The following is an 18,459-nucleotide window of genomic DNA, read 5'->3' on the forward strand; positions in this document are numbered from 1 at the left end:
ATCTGTTTATGCCTGAGTAGTAGCTGGGTTAATCAATAAGTTTTTGTTATCCGGATCATCAGGGTCCAGTGTCAGGCTATTCCTGGTTTTATTTTTCATGATCAGGGTATACACCTGTGGTAAAATCAATAAGGCCGTTAAAGTTGACAAAATCAGTCCGCCAATAACCGCCTGACCCAGTGGAGCAACCTGTTCAGAACCTTCCCCCATACCAATAGCCATCGGGATCATCCCCGCAATCATAGCCATGGTTGTCATAATGATGGGGCGTAACCGGGAAGAGGCCGCTAGAAAAACAGCCTGCTTAGCTTGCATACCATGTTTTAACCGGTTAGTCTCTGCCTGGTTGATCATCAATACCGCGTTAGAAACCGAAACGCCGACAGACATAATAATTCCCATATAGGACTGAAGATTTAAGGTGCTTCCTGATAAAAGCAATAACATCAAACTCCCTCCAATAACAGCCGGGACAACAGATAAGATCAATCCGGAAACGGCAAACGATTGATAATAAGCTGTCAGCATTAAAAAGATGACCACAATTGCGACCAATAAACCCGTCTGTAAACCAGAAAGTGTTTCTTCCAGCAGCTGAACTAATCCTTCTGTTGAAACAATAACACCCCTTGGTGGGGTACCTGCCTCTTTAATCACTTGTCCGGCTGCTTTAGAAGCTGCCCCCATATCCTTTTGATGAATATTTGCCAATAAAGTAACATACCTGTTCGGACCCTGGCGGTTCACCTGACCAGGAAGCTTGACCAGCCTGATGTCAGCTACATCCTCCAATACTGGTCTTGGCTGACCTGACTTTAAAGGTAAAGAGCGAAGTTTATCCAGAGAGTGCATATCAGCCTCTGGAATCTGTACCTGCACCTGGAAAACCAATCCCGATTTAGGGTCCGCCCAAAGATTCTTGTTCGTAAAACGCGAAGAAGAAGTTGCAATAGTCAGGGTTCGGGTTACATCATCCATCGTTAAGCCAAACTGTGCAGCAAGCGCCCTGTTTACATTGATCTCTACACTAGGGTAATTAACTGGTTCTGCTATACGTACATCCCTGAAAAAAGGTGCTTTCAGTAAACCCTGTTCAAGTTTCTTTGCGAACTTTTCTGCTCCCTTTATTTGTCCTGCGGCTACTTTAATCTGTACCTGGTTCATTGCTCCCTGGCTCATTATCTTTTCCACAAGCTCCATGGGTTCAAAACCAATCTTCAGGACAGGGATTTCCTGTTGAATAACCTTTCTTATTTTCTCTTTTAGTCCGGAAATTGAACCTTTAAACAGGTGCTGGTCAACAGATAGCTGTAATACCGCCTCATGTGAGCCACTGGTGAATAAAAAAATAGGATTAATTGCTGTAGCAGAAGGCTGTAAACCCACAAATGCAGAACTTATTTTAACAGCTTCCGGGGGTAGCTGCTCATGGATCAACTGCGTAACTTTTTTCAGATAGCCTTCAGTTACTTCAAGCCTGCTGCCTTCAGGAGCGAGGATACGCAATTGCAAATCACCACTGTTGCTCGCAGGCAGAATGTCTGTACCGATGTAAAATCCACCCGCACCAATCATCAGCAGTACTATCAAAGCATAACCCCCAATCATTAATCCAATCTTACTTTGACCATATCTGATCAATAACAAATACCTGCGTTTAAATTTCTCAAACCTGGTTAACTTCTTTTGATGCAAGCTGATTTTATGATGCTGGAATTGTTCAGGCTTCATCAACCAGTTGGCTAAGATGGGTACGAATGTTTGCGAGGCAATAAAAGAAGCAATCATGGCAAAAGCAACTGCCAGTGAAAGCGGCATAAACATATCCCTTGGAATTCCCGTCATCAAAAAAGAGGGGATAAGTACCGCCAGGATGCAAAATAAGATCAATATTTTCGGAACAGAAATTTCCAGCAAAGCATCCAGTATGGCCCTTTGTTTGGGCTTCTCCATTTCAAAATGCTGATGTATATTTTCAATCGTTACCGTGGCTTCATCGACCAGGATGCCTATAGCCAGCGCCAGACCACTCAGTGTCATCACATTAATAGTCTGTCCGAACAAATAGAGCATGATCACTGCCGAGAGAATAGCGATCGGTATCGTGAGCACCACAATTAAAGCCCCTCTGGAATCCCCTAAAAATAAGAAAACCATTAAGCCTGTCAACAATGCACCGAGTATTCCTTCGTGCACCAAATTTTCAAGTGACTTTTCAATGTACCCAGACTGATCGAATACATATTTAACATCTACATCCTCAGGTAATGCAGCCTTTAACATTGGAATTGATGCCTTTAAGTTTTCCACTACTTTAAGCGTAGAGGCATCTGCTTTTTTTATGACCGGCAAATACACCGACCTTTTCCCATTAATCAGTGCATAACCTGTTGTAATATCAGCAGCATCCTCTACAACGGCAATATCTTTCACATAGACATTTGTTCCCGAGCCAATTCTGACGGGGATATTCAGGAATTCCTCCGGTCCGTTTGCAATAGAATTTACCGGGCTCATCAGGTTCTGGTCGCCAATTCTGATATTTCCTGCTGGCGAGGGAAAATTGTTTTTGGCAATTGCCGTAGTTACTTCCTCCGCAGAAAGGCCGTAAGACTGCATCAGTTCAGGATTGACTTTAACTACCATTGTTCTTACATTTCCTCCAAAAGGAGCAGGAGCAGTTACACCTGGAATAGTGACAAACATGGGCCTTATTTTAGTCAATGCCAATGTTTGAAGCTCTGTAATGGACCGCTCGGTACTTTCAAAAACCAGCTGGCCGATAGGAAGAGAGCTACCATCAAACCTCACTACCTGTGGGGGGACGGCACCCGGCGGAAGGAAGCCCATTGCCCTGGAAACCTGGGCGGCGACTTCTCCCGATGCCTGTGCCATATCACTGCCCGGGTAGAAAGTGATTTTCATCAAGGTAAATCCTTGTATACTTTTAAAATCTATGCCCTTTACCCCGCTTACGAAAATCAGTACTTTCTGAAATTCATTCGCCATAAAACCATCCATATAAGCCGGACTAAGGCCGCCATAAGGCATGGCAATATAAATGACAGGCAGCTCGACCCTGGGAAAGATGTCAACATTGATATTTTTGATGGCGGTGAAAGAGAAATAAGCAATGGCCAAAATGGCGACCATGACAGTTAATGGCTTTTTTAATGCAAAACGGATCATATTCATTCGTATAATTAAAATTGACTGGACAACTCACTAAAATCACCTGAGAGTTCGGCTTTTTTAATCAGCAGGTTCCAAAACTCTTGCTGAACCTCAATAGCATTTTTCTCGACCTGTTGTAATAAAGACTGGATTTGCAGCAGTTCGGTTAAATTAATCAGGCCACTCTCATACCTGGACAGGTATAAATTGTAGGCCTGTTGTGCCTTTTCCAAAGCCATGCGGGTATTGGCTACCTGTTTCAACTGCTGGCTGACTCTGCTGCTAACCGCTTGTAAAGCAGTATTCATCTGCAGTTTTTGCAGGTCATAACTGAACTTTGAAGCCTGAACTGCCTGAGCTGTCCTTTTCTTTGCTAAAGAGCCAGTATAGATATTGCTGAGGTTCCAGGTTAATCCTATACCCACCAGGTAATTACGTGCAGTATTATTATATCCTGCCGATAAATCCTGGTTAACCGTTCCATCTGCCGATATGCCGCTTCCACGTGCTGATAAACCACCTAAAAGAGAGAAAGAAGGCAGCATTTTGTTGGAAGAAAGTTCATTCTGGGTTTCATTGTACCTCACCTGTTTATCCAGTATTTGCAAATACGGATGACTTGGTGAAATCGAATCTGAAGAAACCTGTAATGCTTGATAACGCATAAAAGATTGCTGCGGAAATTGAATTTCCGTCAGCGGTACAACCTCTGAAAAGTTGATTTTTCCGGCATTATATTTACCAGTCCATTCATCCCTCGAAGCTTTAGCCAGTAAATAGGAGGAGGAGGCCAGTGCAGTATCTGCACCGGGCTTTAAACCTGCATCAGCAAGGCTTACCGCTAAATCAAGAATTTCTTTTACTCTTTTTACCTGCTGATCTGCCCATCCAAGATTTGAATTTGCATAAAGTATACCTACATAAAGGGAGGTCACTTTAACTTGCAAGGCCAGTTTTGTTGCATCATAGCCACTTTTGGCTTCCTGCACCTTATAACCAGCAGCCTTTATTGTTTTGCGTTGTTTTCCGAATTCAAAAAACTTCCAGTCTACTAAAACAGATCCGAATGTGTTTGCTGCGGTTGTATTTTCCTGGTCGGCCTTGGTGCCATTTACATTAAATACACCTGGAACGGGGAAAAATGCACCATTGCTGCCTGCAAATGTTCCATAAGAATTTTGCAACTGCAATTGCATCTGGGGTAAAGAGAGGCTTTGAATCTCTTTTTGTGCATATTCAGCTTCTTCCAGCAGTGCATTTTTTGCAAGTAGGCCAGAGTAATTTTGATAAGCAAGCTCCCAGGCACGGGTTAAAGTCAGCCCTGTTGGTTGCTGTGCATAGGTGCTTACACTAATCAGCATAGAAACTATACCAATCAGATAAAGATTGTACTTCATCATATTTGAAAATTAGTTGAGGATAGCAGAAAGCCGTGTATCCGTATAACGGAACGGCAAAAATTACTGGAATGTAATTTCTATATCAACAACAGACTGTTTTGCAGAAACAGCGGAATGACCGGCCAGCGTAACTTAGACTCAGGTCTTGGCAGCTCAGTCTGCTTTTTAAAAGAAACGAGAAGGGATAGAATAAAGCCAGGGAGTATAAATGCAAAAAGCATGACTAAACTGGTTCTTAAAACACTTTGTTTCACAATAGGCTCATCGGTAGATGAATTCAGCTGAGCAAGCAGACAATCAGCTTTTTCAACAATTAGCTGATCTGGTCTGCCCCATAAAGATTTCATCAATTTATTGGATACTGCGCTTTGAGAAACTGTATCAGAGAAAAAAGACTGAATTCCTTTTCTGACCGCACATGAAGAAAGCAGGCAAATTAACAGCAACAGGAAAACGGCCAGAGGTTTGATTCCTTTAGCTGCCAATTGACCAATTGTATATTTTATTTGCTGATACATTTCGGCCTAAAGTACTGTTTTTTTTTAAGAGTGGTAACACCATTCGCCATCGTCACGAGAAATTGACTTAAAATCCTGAACGGAGAAAAAACGATTTTAAAATACGGGATGTGAATATTTTTTTTGCTTTTCAGTAATGAATAAATTGAACAATCTGATTGCGTCAATTAATAGGTAGTTTTCCGCAATAAAAAGAGCTTTGTATTTTTTTTTATACACATTAAACCTTTATTAAAAAAGGAAGTCTCACACCATGTTGAACTAAATAACAACCTTATGACCAGTCACTTACTTTACATTGACCCGGGGACAGGCAGCCTGTTCTTTCAAGCTATTTTATCAGCTATCCTTACACTATCTGTTTTTGGAAGCAAACTAAAAGTGTTTGTTTTACACTTTATCAGGACCATTAAATCAAGGAAAGGAAGTAAAGAATAATGAGTTTACTGCAAGCGATTTCTTATAAAGATCCTGCCGGTTTTGTAGTTAAATTGGAAGATGGATATTATAGATATATTGCTCCTGAGTACGCAATGGAATTTGATCACCTGACTGAGTCAGGACTTTATCAAACACTGGTAGATCAGGAGTTAATGATACCGCATACTGAGGTTTTATTAGATGATAAATTTCCCGGTTATTATAAGAAAATATTTCCCCGGCAGTTAGCCTTTATATCTTATCCATTTGAATGGTCTTACACACAATGGCAGCAAATGTTACTGGCTTATACCCGGATTAATCAGCTGTCATTAACTCACGGGATGATTCTAAAGGATGCTTCTCCTTACAACTTCACTTTTCACAATGATAAATGTGTATTAATTGATACCTTGTCTTTCGGCTTTTATAAAGATGGGGACCCATGGATAGCCTACCGTCAATTTTGTGAAGAATCTCTGTCCCCATTCCTGTTGATGCACTATAAAGATCCATTGTGGTCAAAGTTATACAGAGGAAGCATTACCGGGCTGCCTCTTCCTTTTGTCAGCAGTCATTTACCTTTCCGGACTCGTTTTGATACCTTTTGTCTGATCCATATTCATTTGCATTCCCGCTTTAGTAATGATAAAAAAGGTAAAAGTGAAACTACGCGTCAGGGATTGAATAAAGAAAAACTAAAGATTCTTTTTGATACGATTGCCAAAAATGTTTTGGCCAGGAAACAACCTTTACTTAAAAATAGTATATGGGATCATTATTATGAGAATGATATTGAAAGTGAAAAGTACATCACTGCCAAAATAGATGTGATTACAAAATGGCTGGCAGAAATAAGACCTGATGTGACCATTGATTTGGGCGCTAACACAGGTAAGTTCTCTCGTTTAGCTTCACCATTTTCGAAGGCTGTTTATGCGGTTGAAAGTGACATTTACTGTGTAGATGAAATTTATAGAACTAATACGCAGACCAAAGACAACAATATTACTTCAATTTTGGCAGATCTTGCAGATCCTTCTCCGGGATTGGGCTGGCATAACGAGGAGAAGTCGCCGCTTTTAAAACGTCTGAAAGGAGATATGGTGATGGCGCTTGCCTTAATTCATCATTTATGTCTGAGCAGAAATTTACCACTTCCTTTTGTTGCCCGGCTTTTTTCTGAAATGACTACAAAGTATGCAATCGTTGAATTTGTTCCAAAAGAAGATCCAAAGTCTATGATTTTGCTTCAGCATAAAGGGGATATTTTTGAATCTTATACAGAGAAAGATTTTATCAGTTCCTTTGAGCATCATTTTAGATTAGTTGTCTGCTATCCATTTGAAAAATCACTAAGAAAATTGTTCTTATGGGAAAAACTATAGACGACTGGTTAAGCAGGCCATTGTTTATTTATAGCTTTGGTTTCTTTTTTTTGATTTATAAAAGTTCTCAGTATTTTGCATCGTTTAATCCGTTGTTATTTATAGCTTTTTTTGGAGGTTATTGTCTGATTAATTATAGCATAGTCTGGATTCTAAAAAAAAATGGTATTTATAAATATGGTATAGGTTGTTTCATTCCGATCTGGACACTTGTTTTATTTCCAGAACTAATTATTTATACAGCTGGCCAATTTGCAAATTCTTCATTTGTTCGTGTCAGGTATTTGCTCATCTGTATTATATTATTATGTTTATTAATCAGTCTGATCAGGAGCAGGTTAAGCGATAAACAAGCATTGAGGGTAAATCCTGTTTTGAATATTTTTATTATGATACTCATCGTAGTTACTGTGTTCGATGAGCTTCAAATTAAACTGCAGGAAGATAAGCATAAATCATATTTACAAAGTAGGAAGCTACTTACTTCAACCATTAAAAACAAGAAAGATATTATCTGGATATTGCTTGACGAATATGCATCTCCTGCTAGTTTGAAAAGTCAGTTTCACTTTAATGACCCATTAGTAGATTCATTAAAAGGAAGAGGTTTTTTTGTATATGATAGCCTTTATACGCGGAGTGATATCACATTGTATTCTGTTAACTCTCTTTTTAATCTGGACGATAGCATTCAAGTCTCGAGTCCGATGTATGCTACCGATTATTTAAATAAAAGTATATGGGTTAAACAGTTAACACAACATGGATACGATTTTATTAGTTTAGAATTTACAAAGATCGCTGGGTATCCCAAATTGGCTTATCTTAGAATGTTTCCGGACAATTATTTTGATCAAATCTTGTTTGGTACATTATTTACAAACCTGATGGATAAAATCACGAAAAGTGATAAGCCATTTGATGACTATAATCAACAAGTTATCCGCGAGCTTAAATTGAATACACATACTAAAAGAAAGAAACCAACTTTTATCTGGGCACACTTATTAATTCCTCATCCGCCATTTTATAGAGATGCTAAAGGAAAACTTAATGAATCACCTATTTTAGATGCTAACATTTCCCCTCCTTCAACAGTGGTTGAACAATATACAGGCTACCTTAGCTATGCGAACAGCGTAGTTCTTGATATTCTGGAGGGTATCCCCGACTGGAGAAATAAAACAATCATCATTTCCGGTGACCATGGCGCAAGAATGCTTGTGCCAGCCAACGATCCCAGGAGAAAACAAACGTTTGGTGCAATCTATTACCCTGGTATGGATCAAAAAGAACTGAGCAAAATTAAGTATATGCAGCAGATCCCATTTCACCTTCATTAATTGATAAGTAACTCACATCATAGTTTTCGTTGACCGGAGTCATGTATAAATGACCCCGGTTAAGTGACATTTACAACATTGCATGGCACAATGACTTGCTCACTTAAAATAAAAACAAGATGTCGAATATCAATATAGATCCGAAAACCAGGAATGCTTATTTTGTTGGTGGCGGAATTGCCTCTTTCGCAGGCGCAGCCTTTTTAATCAGAGACGGGAAAGTACCCGGTAAAAATATAACCATATTTGAAGAAAGCAAGCTTAGCGGAGGAAGTCTGGACGGCATAGGGCAAGTAGCAAATGGTTACATGATCCGCGGCGGCAGAATGCTGAATTTCACCTATTACTGTACCTACGATTTACTTTCCTCTATCCCCTCATTAACACAACCAGGGAAATCTGTTACCGAAGAAACCCATGAATTCAATGAAAAAATAAAGACCCATGCCAACGCACGTCTGGTAGATAAAGAAGGTCAGATAGTAGATGTTTCTTCCTTAGGCTTTACCGAAAGGGACCGTATTGATCTGGTCGAATTATTTGCCATACCAGAAAATGTGCTCGGTACAAAAAAGATAACAGACTGGTTTAAACCCGAATTCTTTGAAACCAACTTCTGGTATATGTGGTCTTCCATGTTTGCCTTTGAACCCTGGCACAGCCTGGTAGAATTTAAACGCTATGTACTGCGTTTTGTTCATGAAATTACAAGAATAGATACCCTTGCAGGCGTAGACCGTACTGTCTATAATCAATATGACTCCATAGTCCTTCCGATGCTTAAATGGCTCGAAGCACAAGGCGTTAATTTTGTGATGGGCAGCGAAGTTAAAGACATTTATTTTAAACCTTCAGCCAATGAACATCTTTGCGCCCAAACCATTCACTACCAATCAAACGGTGAAGCTAAAATTCAAAAAGTAGCGGAAACTGACCTTGTTTTTGTGACGAATGGTTCCATGACAGCTAACTCTACCCTGGGCTCAAACCACGAAGCACCCGTGCTGAATACTAAAAAAGGAGACGGCTCCTGGGCACTGTGGGAAACACTCGCAGCAAAACACAAAGGATTTGGGAATCCAAAAAACTTCAGCAATAGAATCGAAGAATCCAAATGGGAATCCTTTACAGTTACCAATAAAGGGACGCTGTTCTTTGACCTTGTAGAAAAGTTTTCCGGTAATGCACCCGGAACCGGGGCTCTTATCACCTTTAAAGACTCAAGCTGGATGATGTCTATTGTACTCGCTTATCAGCCGCATTTTATCAATCAGCCGGAAGGAGTAACCGTTTTCTGGGGATACGGACTTTTCCCTGATCAGGAAGGAGATTACGTGAAGAAAAAAATGAGTGACTGCACAGGAGAGGAGCTGATGATAGAACTGATTAATCATTTGAAATTTAATGCAGATCAGGAAGAAATTCTGGAACAAGCGAATTGTATTCCCTGTATGCTTCCCTATATAACTGCACAATTCCTCACCAGGGCAAAAGGGGACAGGCCGCTTGTAATTCCCGAAGGAACATCAAACTTTGCTTTTTTAGGTCAGTTTGCAGAAGTTCCGGACGATGTCGTATTTACCGTAGAATATTCAGTAAGAACCGCACAAACAGCAGTTTATGAATTACTCGGACTGGATAAAAAAGCACCCGATCTGTATAAAGGGCAGCATGATATTAAAGTACTTTACCAGGCGATGAAAACCATGCACGCCTAAAACAGCCCATTTATAACGGTTATGTTTCTAAAAACTGTAAATGAGCTGACATAAAGCAAAAGAGGGAAACCGATATTTGTGGCAAGTATAAAATTAAATCATCATATGAAATTACTAATAACTTGTCTTACTGTTATCTTTTTCTCTCTTTCTGCTTCAGCGCAGGACATAGGCTCAAAAATGCCCACTGCTATCTTTTACAACAGAGATAACACCCCCTTTTCTACTTACAATATTCCTGGTGGAAAAAAATCACTGATTATCTTTTTTGATGCAACCTGTGAACACTGTCAGAAAGTAGTGGCGCAAATGAGTAAAAGAACAAAAGAATTGAAAAATGTAAACGTTTATATGATTTCACAAGATGAATACAGGTCTATCGATTACTTTATGACTAATTTCGGAAAACCATTTTTACAGGAAAAAAATGTGAAGGTAGTTCAAGATCGTGACCACGTCTTTATTATGGCTTTTCATCCCAAACAGTACCCTGCTATTTACCTGTATAACCCAGATAAAAGTCTGGCATTTACTTCGAGTAATCAAAATGATGTACCTAGGTTCTTTAAGCTGATTAATCCTTAGCGTGGCGACAAACCTTTAGGGAATGTCAGCACAAGTTTATATGTTTACGGCATGGAAGTTAAACTTGACAAAACCACGTTGCCGCAACACGGCCAGCAGGTGCTATTTCAAACTGTCATTGATGAGGAATATGAAACCTGGCAAGAAGGAATCTATAATGCAAAAGCTGAATATATAAGAATCTCAAAAGGAGATATTTATGACATGTGGGGAGACGTAGTCAGATGGGAGCCGTCAGTTTAAGCTTATGCTCCGAAAGCTTGTTCATTATTGTGAAGAGGCTGAAATTAACTGAAAATAAAAGATGAAATCATCTTAAACTTCTATAGTCTTTACCCAATCCGGGTGTACCTGAACTCTCGCTTTAAATATATTGAACATAAAAATGTGGCTGCCATAACCCTATGGTGGCTATTTTTGTTTAAAAAAAGTCTCATTATTAACGTTTTAGTGGTCTTTCTAAAGGTTTAAGCATCTTGCTGAAAACTACAGATGAAATATCTTAAAACAATTAATTACCCGCTATTCGCTTCATTTCATTTCATTTTGTTTTACCGCGACTTAGGTTTTTATTTCTTTCATGTTATTATATCATGAATAAATTATACCTGTTTTATTCTTTTTGTTCATTCCTCTTTCTGAGGCAGAAACCTATAACCAGAGTCGTAAATTTGTTCTATTGAAAGAATTAAGACTCATCTTGATTATAGTTTTTTCGATTTAGCTAATTTATTAGCTTAATTACAACTATTAGGGAGATAAGCGGGCTGGATTCTTTGACATACTGAATCAATTTGTAATTGAAGTTTTTGATAGAATAATATCTATAAAGTTTAATATTTTATCTACCTAATAATATGGAAAATCTTAAGATAATCGGAATAACCCCATTTGAAAAGCCAGATACCGAACTTGCAATTGCTTTAAATCAATCAGGAATATTTCCTGTACTTAATCTTGGTTATCAACGTGCTGAAGCGATTCAGGCCTTGAATAAATTAGTGCAAAAAGGGTTGACAGATTTTGGAGTTTGTATTCCGTCTTCTGATTTAACAACTATCGAACTCCCTGTACAAGTAAGTCTGATTATTATTCCTGATGGAATAGAATTTCATCACAAACCGGGTGTTAAACTCATTCGCCAGGTTTATGATCTGGAGTCCGCAAGACAAGCTAAAGCTGCAGCAGCCGACGGAATTATTGTAAAAGGAAATGAAGGTGCAGGAAGAGTTGCGCATGAATCCTCTTTCGTCCTGTTTCAGCGTGTGATACAAGAAATCAAAGATATTCCCGTTTGGGTACAAGGCGGTGTCGGCGTACATACTGCCGCCGCTCTGGTTGCCCAGGGAGCTGCCGGAATTATATTAGACAGTCAGCTGATTTTATTTCCAGAATGCAGCGCACCTAAAGCCATTAAAGACAGCTGTGCTAAACTAAGCGGTACAGAAACCAGGTTATTTGGTAATTACAGGGTATTATCCCGGCCAAACTCACCTGTAATTGAACAAGACATCAGCCCAAAAGAACTGACTGCCTATTTTACTGATTTCGATCTGGAAAAAAGTTACCTTCCTTTAGGACAGGATATTACATTGTCAGCAGACCTTTTTAGCAGGTATAAAAAACTAAGCAAACTCGTGTTTGGTATTCAGGAAGCTATTTACGGACATTTGAACCAGGCAAAATCACTCAATGTAATCAGTCCTGAGAATCATTTAGCCAAAGAACTTAACCTGACTTATCCAATTGCACAAGGCCCGATGACCAGGGTAAGCGACGTTGCACAATTTGCAGATGCCGTATCCGGAGCAGGGGCCCTATCATTTATCGCTTTATCTCTGCTCAAAGGAGAAACTGCAAAAAAACTGATCCAGGAAACCAAAAGACTCGCAGGTAAAAAGACCTGGGGAGTAGGTATTCTTGGTTTTGCACCACAAGAACTGCGTGATGAGCAAATGCAATATATTCTGGAAGAAAAACCACCAGTAGTGCTGATTGCCGGTGGTCGTCCATCACAAGCAAAACCACTGGAAAAGGCAGGTATCAAAACATTCCTTCACGTGCCCTCAGCATCGCTTTTAGACATGTTTTTAAAAGAAGGTGCACGGAGATTTGTTTTTGAAGGCCGCGAATGCGGAGGTCACGTTGGCCCGCTATCAAGTATGGTCCTTTGGGAAAAACAAATTGAACGCTTACTGAAAGAAGATAACCCGGAACAAATCAGTGTATTTTTTGCCGGAGGTATCCATGATGCCTTTTCTACCGCATTTATTGCTATTATGGCGGCCCCGCTTGCTGCAAAAGGCGTAAAAGTGGGCGTATTGATGGGCACTGCCTATTTGTATACCAAAGAAGCCGTAAGTACGGGAGCCATTCAGGAAAAATTTCAACAGCAGGCCGTAAGCGCCAGTGATACGATATTGCTGGAAACTGCCCCCGGCCACGAAACAAGATGTCTTAAATCTCCATTTTCTGATTTCTTCAGTGAAGAGAAGGTCAAACTTCAGCAATCAGGCATAGATAAAAAAGAAATATGGGCTAAACTGGAAACGCTGAATGTAGGGCGTTTGCGAATTGCAGCCAAAGGCATAGAACGCCGAGGAGACGAGCTGGTGACCATCAATGAAGCAGAACAGCTTACCCTGGGTATGTATATGATTGGCCAGATTGCTTCGCTGCAAAATAAAGTAGTTTCCCTGCTTGAACTGCATCAGGATGTAGCAGAAGGAAACTATCAGCATGTGCTGAATGCTGCACTTTCAGTTCCGCCAGAAAAAACAGGGAAATCTCTGGATGTTGCGATTGTGGGGATGGCTTGTATTTTCCCCGGAGCAAAAAATCTGGAAGAATACTGGAGCAATATTATTTTAGGGAAAGACAGTGTAACCGAAGTCCCGGATGAACGCTGGAACAAAGAATTATATTATGATCCGGAATCCACAGCAGGCGATATGTCACACTCTAAATGGGGTGGCTTTATCCCTCATATAGATTTCGACCCCGTTGAATTTGGTATCCCGCCACAATCATTGGCAGCGATAGAACCTACCCAGCTGTTAACGCTGATGGTGGCTAAACAAGCCATGGACAATGCAGGCTATCTGGATGGCGGTTATGATCAGGAAAACGTATCTGTAATTATCGGTGCAGAAGGCGGTAACGATCTGGCAAACAGCTACGGATTCAGATGCTTCTATAAACAGGTTTTCGGAGAAATGCCAGCTGAAATCGATCAGGCGCTGCCTAAAATGACAGAAGATTCCTTTCCGGGTATTCTCGCTAATGTGATCTCAGGAAGAGTAGCCAACAGGCTGAACTTAGGCGGACGTAACTTTACTGTAGACGCAGCCTGCGCCTTCTCTCTGGCGGCAGTTGACCTGGCTTGTCAGGAATTATTTTTGGGCAAATCTGATATGGTACTGGCAGGTGGAGCTGATTTGCACAATGGGATCAACGATTACCTGATGTTTTCAAGCACACACGCACTATCCCGTAAAGGCAGGTGCGCTACCTTTGATGCCGAAGCAGACGGAATTGCATTGGGCGAAGGTATAGCGATGATCGTTTTAAAAAGACACGAAGATGCCCTGAGAGACGGAGATAGGATTTATTCAGTCATTAAAGGTGTTGGAGGTTCTAGTGACGGTAAAAGCTTAGGCTTGACTGCGCCCCGTAAAAACGGGCAGGTACAAGCCCTGGAACGTGCCTATGATCAGGCAGGAATTACCCCTTCAGTAGTTGGACTGGTGGAAGCCCATGGCACAGGAACTGTAGTTGGTGACCGCACAGAATTAAGTGCATTGACAGATAAATTTATCCAGGCAGGTGCAATAGCCGGGCAAGCACACCTGGGTTCTGTGAAAACCCAGATCGGACACACTAAATGTGCCGCAGGTCTTGCAGGTTTGATTAAAGCATCCCTGTCTGTTTACCATGGAATTAAGCCGCCAACCATCAATCTGAAAAATCCGAATAGCTATTACAATGCGAAAACAAGTCCTTTTGCTTTTCATACAGAAGCAGGATTGTGGAGCGAAGATAAACGTTATGCCGGGGTCAGTGCATTTGGCTTTGGAGGAACTAATTTCCATGCCGTCATTGAGAATCAAAACCCTGTAAATACTGCCGTACCAACCTTGAAAACATGGCCATCAGAGCTTTTTGTTTTCAGAGGTGATACTTACGAAGAAGCGAAAATCAAATTAACAGCAGTTAAAACATTATTAGACAGCAACGCACAGGTTGACTTGAAAGACATTGCCTACAGTCTGGCCGTAGCCGATAACAAGCCGATACAACTGTGTATTGTCGCAGACAGGCAACAAGACCTGAATATGAAGGTCGAACTTACCCTTTCCGGTATTGAAAGTAAAGACACTTATGCCACTAAAAAAAGAGACGGTAAAGTAGCCTTTATGTTCCCCGGACAAGGCAGTCAGCGGATTAATATGGCAAGAGATCTTTTTGTCATCTTCCCGGCGATGCGCGCGTTATTAAAAGACCTGCCGGAATACGAAAAAGTACTGTTTCCAAATGCAGTATTTGATGCTGAACTGCTCAAAGGACAAAAAGAAGCGATCAAAGATACCCGGATGGCGCAGCCTATCCTGGGGATTGTCAACCTCGCTATCGCAAACTTCTTAAGAACATTAGGGATTGTGCCCGATATGGTTGCCGGACATAGTTACGGAGAACTGCCAGCGCTGTGTTTCGCAGGTGCATTTGCTGAAGATCAATTGGTACAACTCAGTTCCGCAAGAGCAAAATCTATTCTGGACGCTGTAGAAGGCGAAGATACCGGAGCAATGCTTGCAGTTAATGCCAAACAAGAAGACCTGCAAAAAGTAATTTCAGGTTTGAAAGACATCTACGCAGTGAATTATAATTCACCACTGCAATGTGTACTGGCAGGAACTACACCTGCCATTCAGCACCTGATGGAAGTACTTAAAACAGCTAAAATATCTTTCAGACCCCTGGAAGTTGCCTGCGCATTCCATAGCCCGCTGGTGGTGAAATCAAAAGAACTTTACCAGCAGGTATTGGCAGACGTTCAGTTCAATGACCTGAACTTACCAGTATGGTCTAATACTACGGCCAGAGAATACCCCGAACAAGCCGCACAGCTCAAAGAAAGATTGACAGACCATCTGATCAAACCAGTGAAATTTGTTGACCAGGTACAGGATATGTATGCTGCAGGAGCCAGAATCTTCATCGAAGTTGGCCCCGGTAAAGTATTGTCAGGACTTACCAAAGCCTGTTTAGGTAAAGACGAAATTCTGCTGCATGCAGAAGATAACGGATTGAATAAACTGACCCATCTTTTAGGGATGCTGGCCAGTTACATTGCGACCGGACGTACTATCGACATCGAAAAATTATTTGAAGGCCGCGGCGCAAGATTACTAAATCTTAACGAACCGGCATTGTATAAAAAAAGTCCTACAGTCTGGTTCGTTAATGGCCAGCACGCAATCCCATCTAACGGAAAGTTGCCAGCTAACGGGGCGTTACCTATCATACAACCTATCCAAATGAAAAACACAGAATTAAGATCAGAATCTGCACAAAACGCTCACTCTACCGGTGATTTGATGATGCAGGAATATCTGAACAGTATGAAATTATTAATTCAGGCGCAGCGGGATGTAATGCTTACCTTTTTAGGGCAAAATGTTCCCTTTAACCAGGTATTAGCTAATCCTGTAGCCTTACCACAGCCTGTTTTCGCACAATCCTTACCGCAAGCAGCTCATTACGAGACAGCAGCTCCGCAAACCTTTATACAACAAGCAGCGGTAGTTCAGGCCCCTGCGGTAGCACAAAAAGATGTAAAGCTTGCTTTATTGCAGATTGTAAGTGATAAAACAGGATACCCGCAAGAAATGCTGGGAATGGAAATGGACCTGGAAGCCGATTTGAGTATTGATTCCATTAAACGATTGGAAATTATAGGTGCCCTGCGTACTGAATTGGGAGGCTTTAACAGCGCTCAAAGTGAAGATACCATTATGGAGCAGCTCGCTGGTATCAAGACCTTAAACGGGCTCGTGAACTGGATTACCGAAAACGCAGCACCAGCCAGTACCAACGTATCGGCAACTATTAATATAGAAGTCACTGTCAAAGGTAATCAGCCTAAATTTTCAGCAGAAGAACTCAGAGCAGCGATTCTGTCTGTGGTCAGCGAGAAAACAGGTTATCCTGAAGAAATGCTCGGAATGGATCTTGACCTGGAAGCCGATTTAAGTATTGACTCTATCAAAAGAATGGAGATCATCGGTGAACTGAAACTGAAAATTGGCTTTAGCCAGGGACAGGAGCAGGGCGATGACATCATGGAGAAACTTGCCGCCATTAAAACACTGAATGGACTGGTGAACTGGATCTCGGATATTGAGTCAGAAACCAATGAAGTGCTCACCGAAGCAAAAAAAATTATAGAAGAAACTGTGGTGGATAATTCGAGCCTGGAGAAATTATCAAGACTGCGTTTTGAACTGACTCCGGCGGCAGTATCTGATATTGAAGCAGCCATTCTGAAAGGACAACGTTTTGCCATTACTGATGACGGTAACGGGCAGGCTATCAAGATCAAAAACCTGTTTAAGAAAAACGGTGCTTTAGTAGATGTCATCACTGCCGGCGATGATTTAGAAAGCTATCAGGGGCTGATTATCCTGAATATGTTTACCACAGCAAAGAAATCGAGCATCATAGATCATTTTGCAATAATCAAACAGCTCAATTTTGAAACGGTGAAATGGGTTTATATGATTTCTGACATCAGGAGCCATTTGAATGATACTGCCGATGTAGAAATGCTGAGACTCTACCAGGGTTATTCAGGCTTTTTCAAAAGTCTGGACAGAGAGTATGAAAATACCAAATGCAGAATTGTGAGCCTGGAAACGAAAATGTCTGGTGAAGCTATTGCGAACATCACATTGAATGAGATTCTAAACCCCGATAAACCATCGGAAATCATTTACCACGATCAAAAAAGACAGATTATGGAACTGATCCCTGCAGAATTGATTACCGGACTCGAAGACTCTCATATCCAATTGGATAAAGACGCAGTTGTGCTGGTATTGGGTGGCGCTCAGGGAATTACAGCTGAGCTGATGATCCACTTTGCCAAAGACTTCCCTTGTAACTATATTTTGGTTGGCCGTTCAGCAGATCCGAAGTCAGCCGTTCAGGGCGTAGCCGCATCCTTAAAAACAAAAGATGAAATCAGGAGCTTCCTGGTGCAGCAGGGCGAACTTAAAAAGCCAGCTGAGATAGAGCAGGAAACGGCCAGGATTTATAAAAATAACCAGATCCTGAATAGCATCGCTATGCTGGAAAGCGGAGGCTCGAAAGTAGTTTATGAATCGATGGATCTGCGGGATGAAGAAGGCCTGAGCCGCTTTGTTGACAGCGTTTATAAAGAATATGGCCGGATTGATGGCGTAGTACATGGCGCAGGGCTGTTAGAAGATAAACTATTCCACAGTAAAACCTCAGAATCCTTCGAACGGGTATTTGATACTAAAGTTACCCCTTTAAGAGTACTGGCAGAAAAACTGAAACCTGAAACTCAATTTGTCATTCTCTTTTCAAGCATCGCTTCTGTCTACGGAAACCGTGGACAAACAGATTATGCCGCAGCAAACAGTGTAATGGATAAATATGCCTGGGCCTTGAAACAAAAGATCAATGGAAAGGTACTCGCTATCAACTGGGGCCCCTGGAAAGGAGCCGGTATGGTTTCTCCAACACTGGAAAAAGAGTACGAAAGAAGAGGCATAGCCCTGATTCCATTGCAAGACGGTATGGAGACTTTCTTAAATGAACTTAAATATGGAAAAGAAAGCCAGGTACTGATTATGGCTGGAAATAACTGGTAGCTGATCTGTTTTAAA

At 41.1% G+C, this 18,459-nt stretch carries 10 protein-coding genes; 7 read left to right on the forward strand and 3 right to left on the reverse strand.

Translation table 11 applies throughout. The annotated features are described in order from the left end of the window. Positions 1–6: 6 nt before the first annotated feature. The 3 genes from LY11_RS17240 to LY11_RS17250 form a co-directional block, all read right to left on the reverse strand. Positions 7–3,195 (reverse strand): efflux RND transporter permease subunit, encoded by a 3,189-nt coding sequence (locus tag LY11_RS17240; protein ID WP_111634888.1) that lies wholly within the window; start codon positions 3,193–3,195, stop codon positions 7–9. An 8-nt stretch (positions 3,196–3,203) separates the two neighbouring features. Beyond that, entirely contained in the window at positions 3,204–4,574 is a 1,371-nt protein-coding gene (locus LY11_RS17245; RefSeq protein WP_111634889.1) for a TolC family protein, read from the reverse strand. A gap of 77 nt (positions 4,575–4,651) precedes the next feature. Then, positions 4,652–5,092, reverse strand: coding sequence for a hypothetical protein (locus LY11_RS17250; RefSeq protein ID WP_111634890.1), 441 nt, complete (start codon positions 5,090–5,092; stop codon positions 4,652–4,654). Between the two features lie 276 nt (positions 5,093–5,368). On the opposite strand from LY11_RS17250, the gene LY11_RS26745 reads away from it, so the two are divergent. From LY11_RS26745 to LY11_RS17280, 7 genes are all read left to right on the forward strand, one after another. After that, positions 5,369–5,530 (forward strand): hypothetical protein, encoded by a 162-nt coding sequence (locus LY11_RS26745; protein WP_170132712.1) that lies wholly within the window; start codon positions 5,369–5,371, stop codon positions 5,528–5,530. Continuing rightward, complete coding sequence (locus tag LY11_RS17255) at positions 5,530–6,900, forward strand: hypothetical protein (RefSeq protein ID WP_111634891.1); 1,371 nt, start codon at positions 5,530–5,532, stop codon at positions 6,898–6,900. The genes LY11_RS26745 and LY11_RS17255 overlap by 1 nt, the downstream gene beginning before the upstream one ends. Next, on the forward strand, positions 6,885–8,243 hold the full coding sequence (locus tag LY11_RS17260; RefSeq protein ID WP_111634892.1) for a sulfatase-like hydrolase/transferase: 1,359 nt from the start codon (positions 6,885–6,887) through the stop codon (positions 8,241–8,243). The genes LY11_RS17255 and LY11_RS17260 overlap by 16 nt, the downstream gene beginning before the upstream one ends. A gap of 119 nt (positions 8,244–8,362) precedes the next feature. Beyond that, complete coding sequence (locus LY11_RS17265; protein ID WP_111634893.1) at positions 8,363–9,961, forward strand: oleate hydratase; 1,599 nt, start codon at positions 8,363–8,365, stop codon at positions 9,959–9,961. 105 nt (positions 9,962–10,066) lie between these two features. After that, positions 10,067–10,546, forward strand: coding sequence for a peroxiredoxin family protein (locus LY11_RS17270; protein WP_111634894.1), 480 nt, complete (start codon positions 10,067–10,069; stop codon positions 10,544–10,546). Positions 10,547–10,597: 51 nt separating this feature from the next. Continuing rightward, positions 10,598–10,789 (forward strand): hypothetical protein, encoded by a 192-nt coding sequence (locus tag LY11_RS17275; RefSeq protein WP_068395261.1) that lies wholly within the window; start codon positions 10,598–10,600, stop codon positions 10,787–10,789. Positions 10,790–11,403: 614 nt separating this feature from the next. Then, positions 11,404–18,444, forward strand: a complete 7,041-nt coding sequence (locus LY11_RS17280; protein WP_111634895.1) for a type I polyketide synthase — start codon at positions 11,404–11,406, stop codon at positions 18,442–18,444. Positions 18,445–18,459: the final 15 nt, after the last annotated feature.

Origin of the sequence: Pedobacter cryoconitis (genome assembly GCF_003259615.1) — a bacterium.
Taxonomy (GTDB): domain Bacteria; phylum Bacteroidota; class Bacteroidia; order Sphingobacteriales; family Sphingobacteriaceae; genus Pedobacter; species Pedobacter cryoconitis.

Excerpts from the sequence above, each read along its gene's own strand:
- LY11_RS17240 (WP_111634888.1), bottom strand. The coding sequence starts at position 3,195 with ATGAATATGATCCGTTTTGCATTAAAAAAGCCATTAACTGTCATGGTC.
- LY11_RS17245 (WP_111634889.1), bottom strand. The coding sequence starts at position 4,574 with ATGATGAAGTACAATCTTTATCTGATTGGTATAGTTTCTATGCTGATT.
- LY11_RS17250 (WP_111634890.1), bottom strand. The coding sequence starts at position 5,092 with ATGTATCAGCAAATAAAATATACAATTGGTCAATTGGCAGCTAAAGGA.
- LY11_RS26745 (WP_170132712.1), top strand. The coding sequence starts at position 5,369 with ATGACCAGTCACTTACTTTACATTGACCCGGGGACAGGCAGCCTGTTC.
- LY11_RS17255 (WP_111634891.1), top strand. The coding sequence starts at position 5,530 with ATGAGTTTACTGCAAGCGATTTCTTATAAAGATCCTGCCGGTTTTGTA.
- LY11_RS17260 (WP_111634892.1), top strand. The coding sequence starts at position 6,885 with ATGGGAAAAACTATAGACGACTGGTTAAGCAGGCCATTGTTTATTTAT.
- LY11_RS17265 (WP_111634893.1), top strand. The coding sequence starts at position 8,363 with ATGTCGAATATCAATATAGATCCGAAAACCAGGAATGCTTATTTTGTT.
- LY11_RS17270 (WP_111634894.1), top strand. The coding sequence starts at position 10,067 with ATGAAATTACTAATAACTTGTCTTACTGTTATCTTTTTCTCTCTTTCT.
- LY11_RS17275 (WP_068395261.1), top strand. The coding sequence starts at position 10,598 with ATGGAAGTTAAACTTGACAAAACCACGTTGCCGCAACACGGCCAGCAG.
- LY11_RS17280 (WP_111634895.1), top strand. The coding sequence starts at position 11,404 with ATGGAAAATCTTAAGATAATCGGAATAACCCCATTTGAAAAGCCAGAT.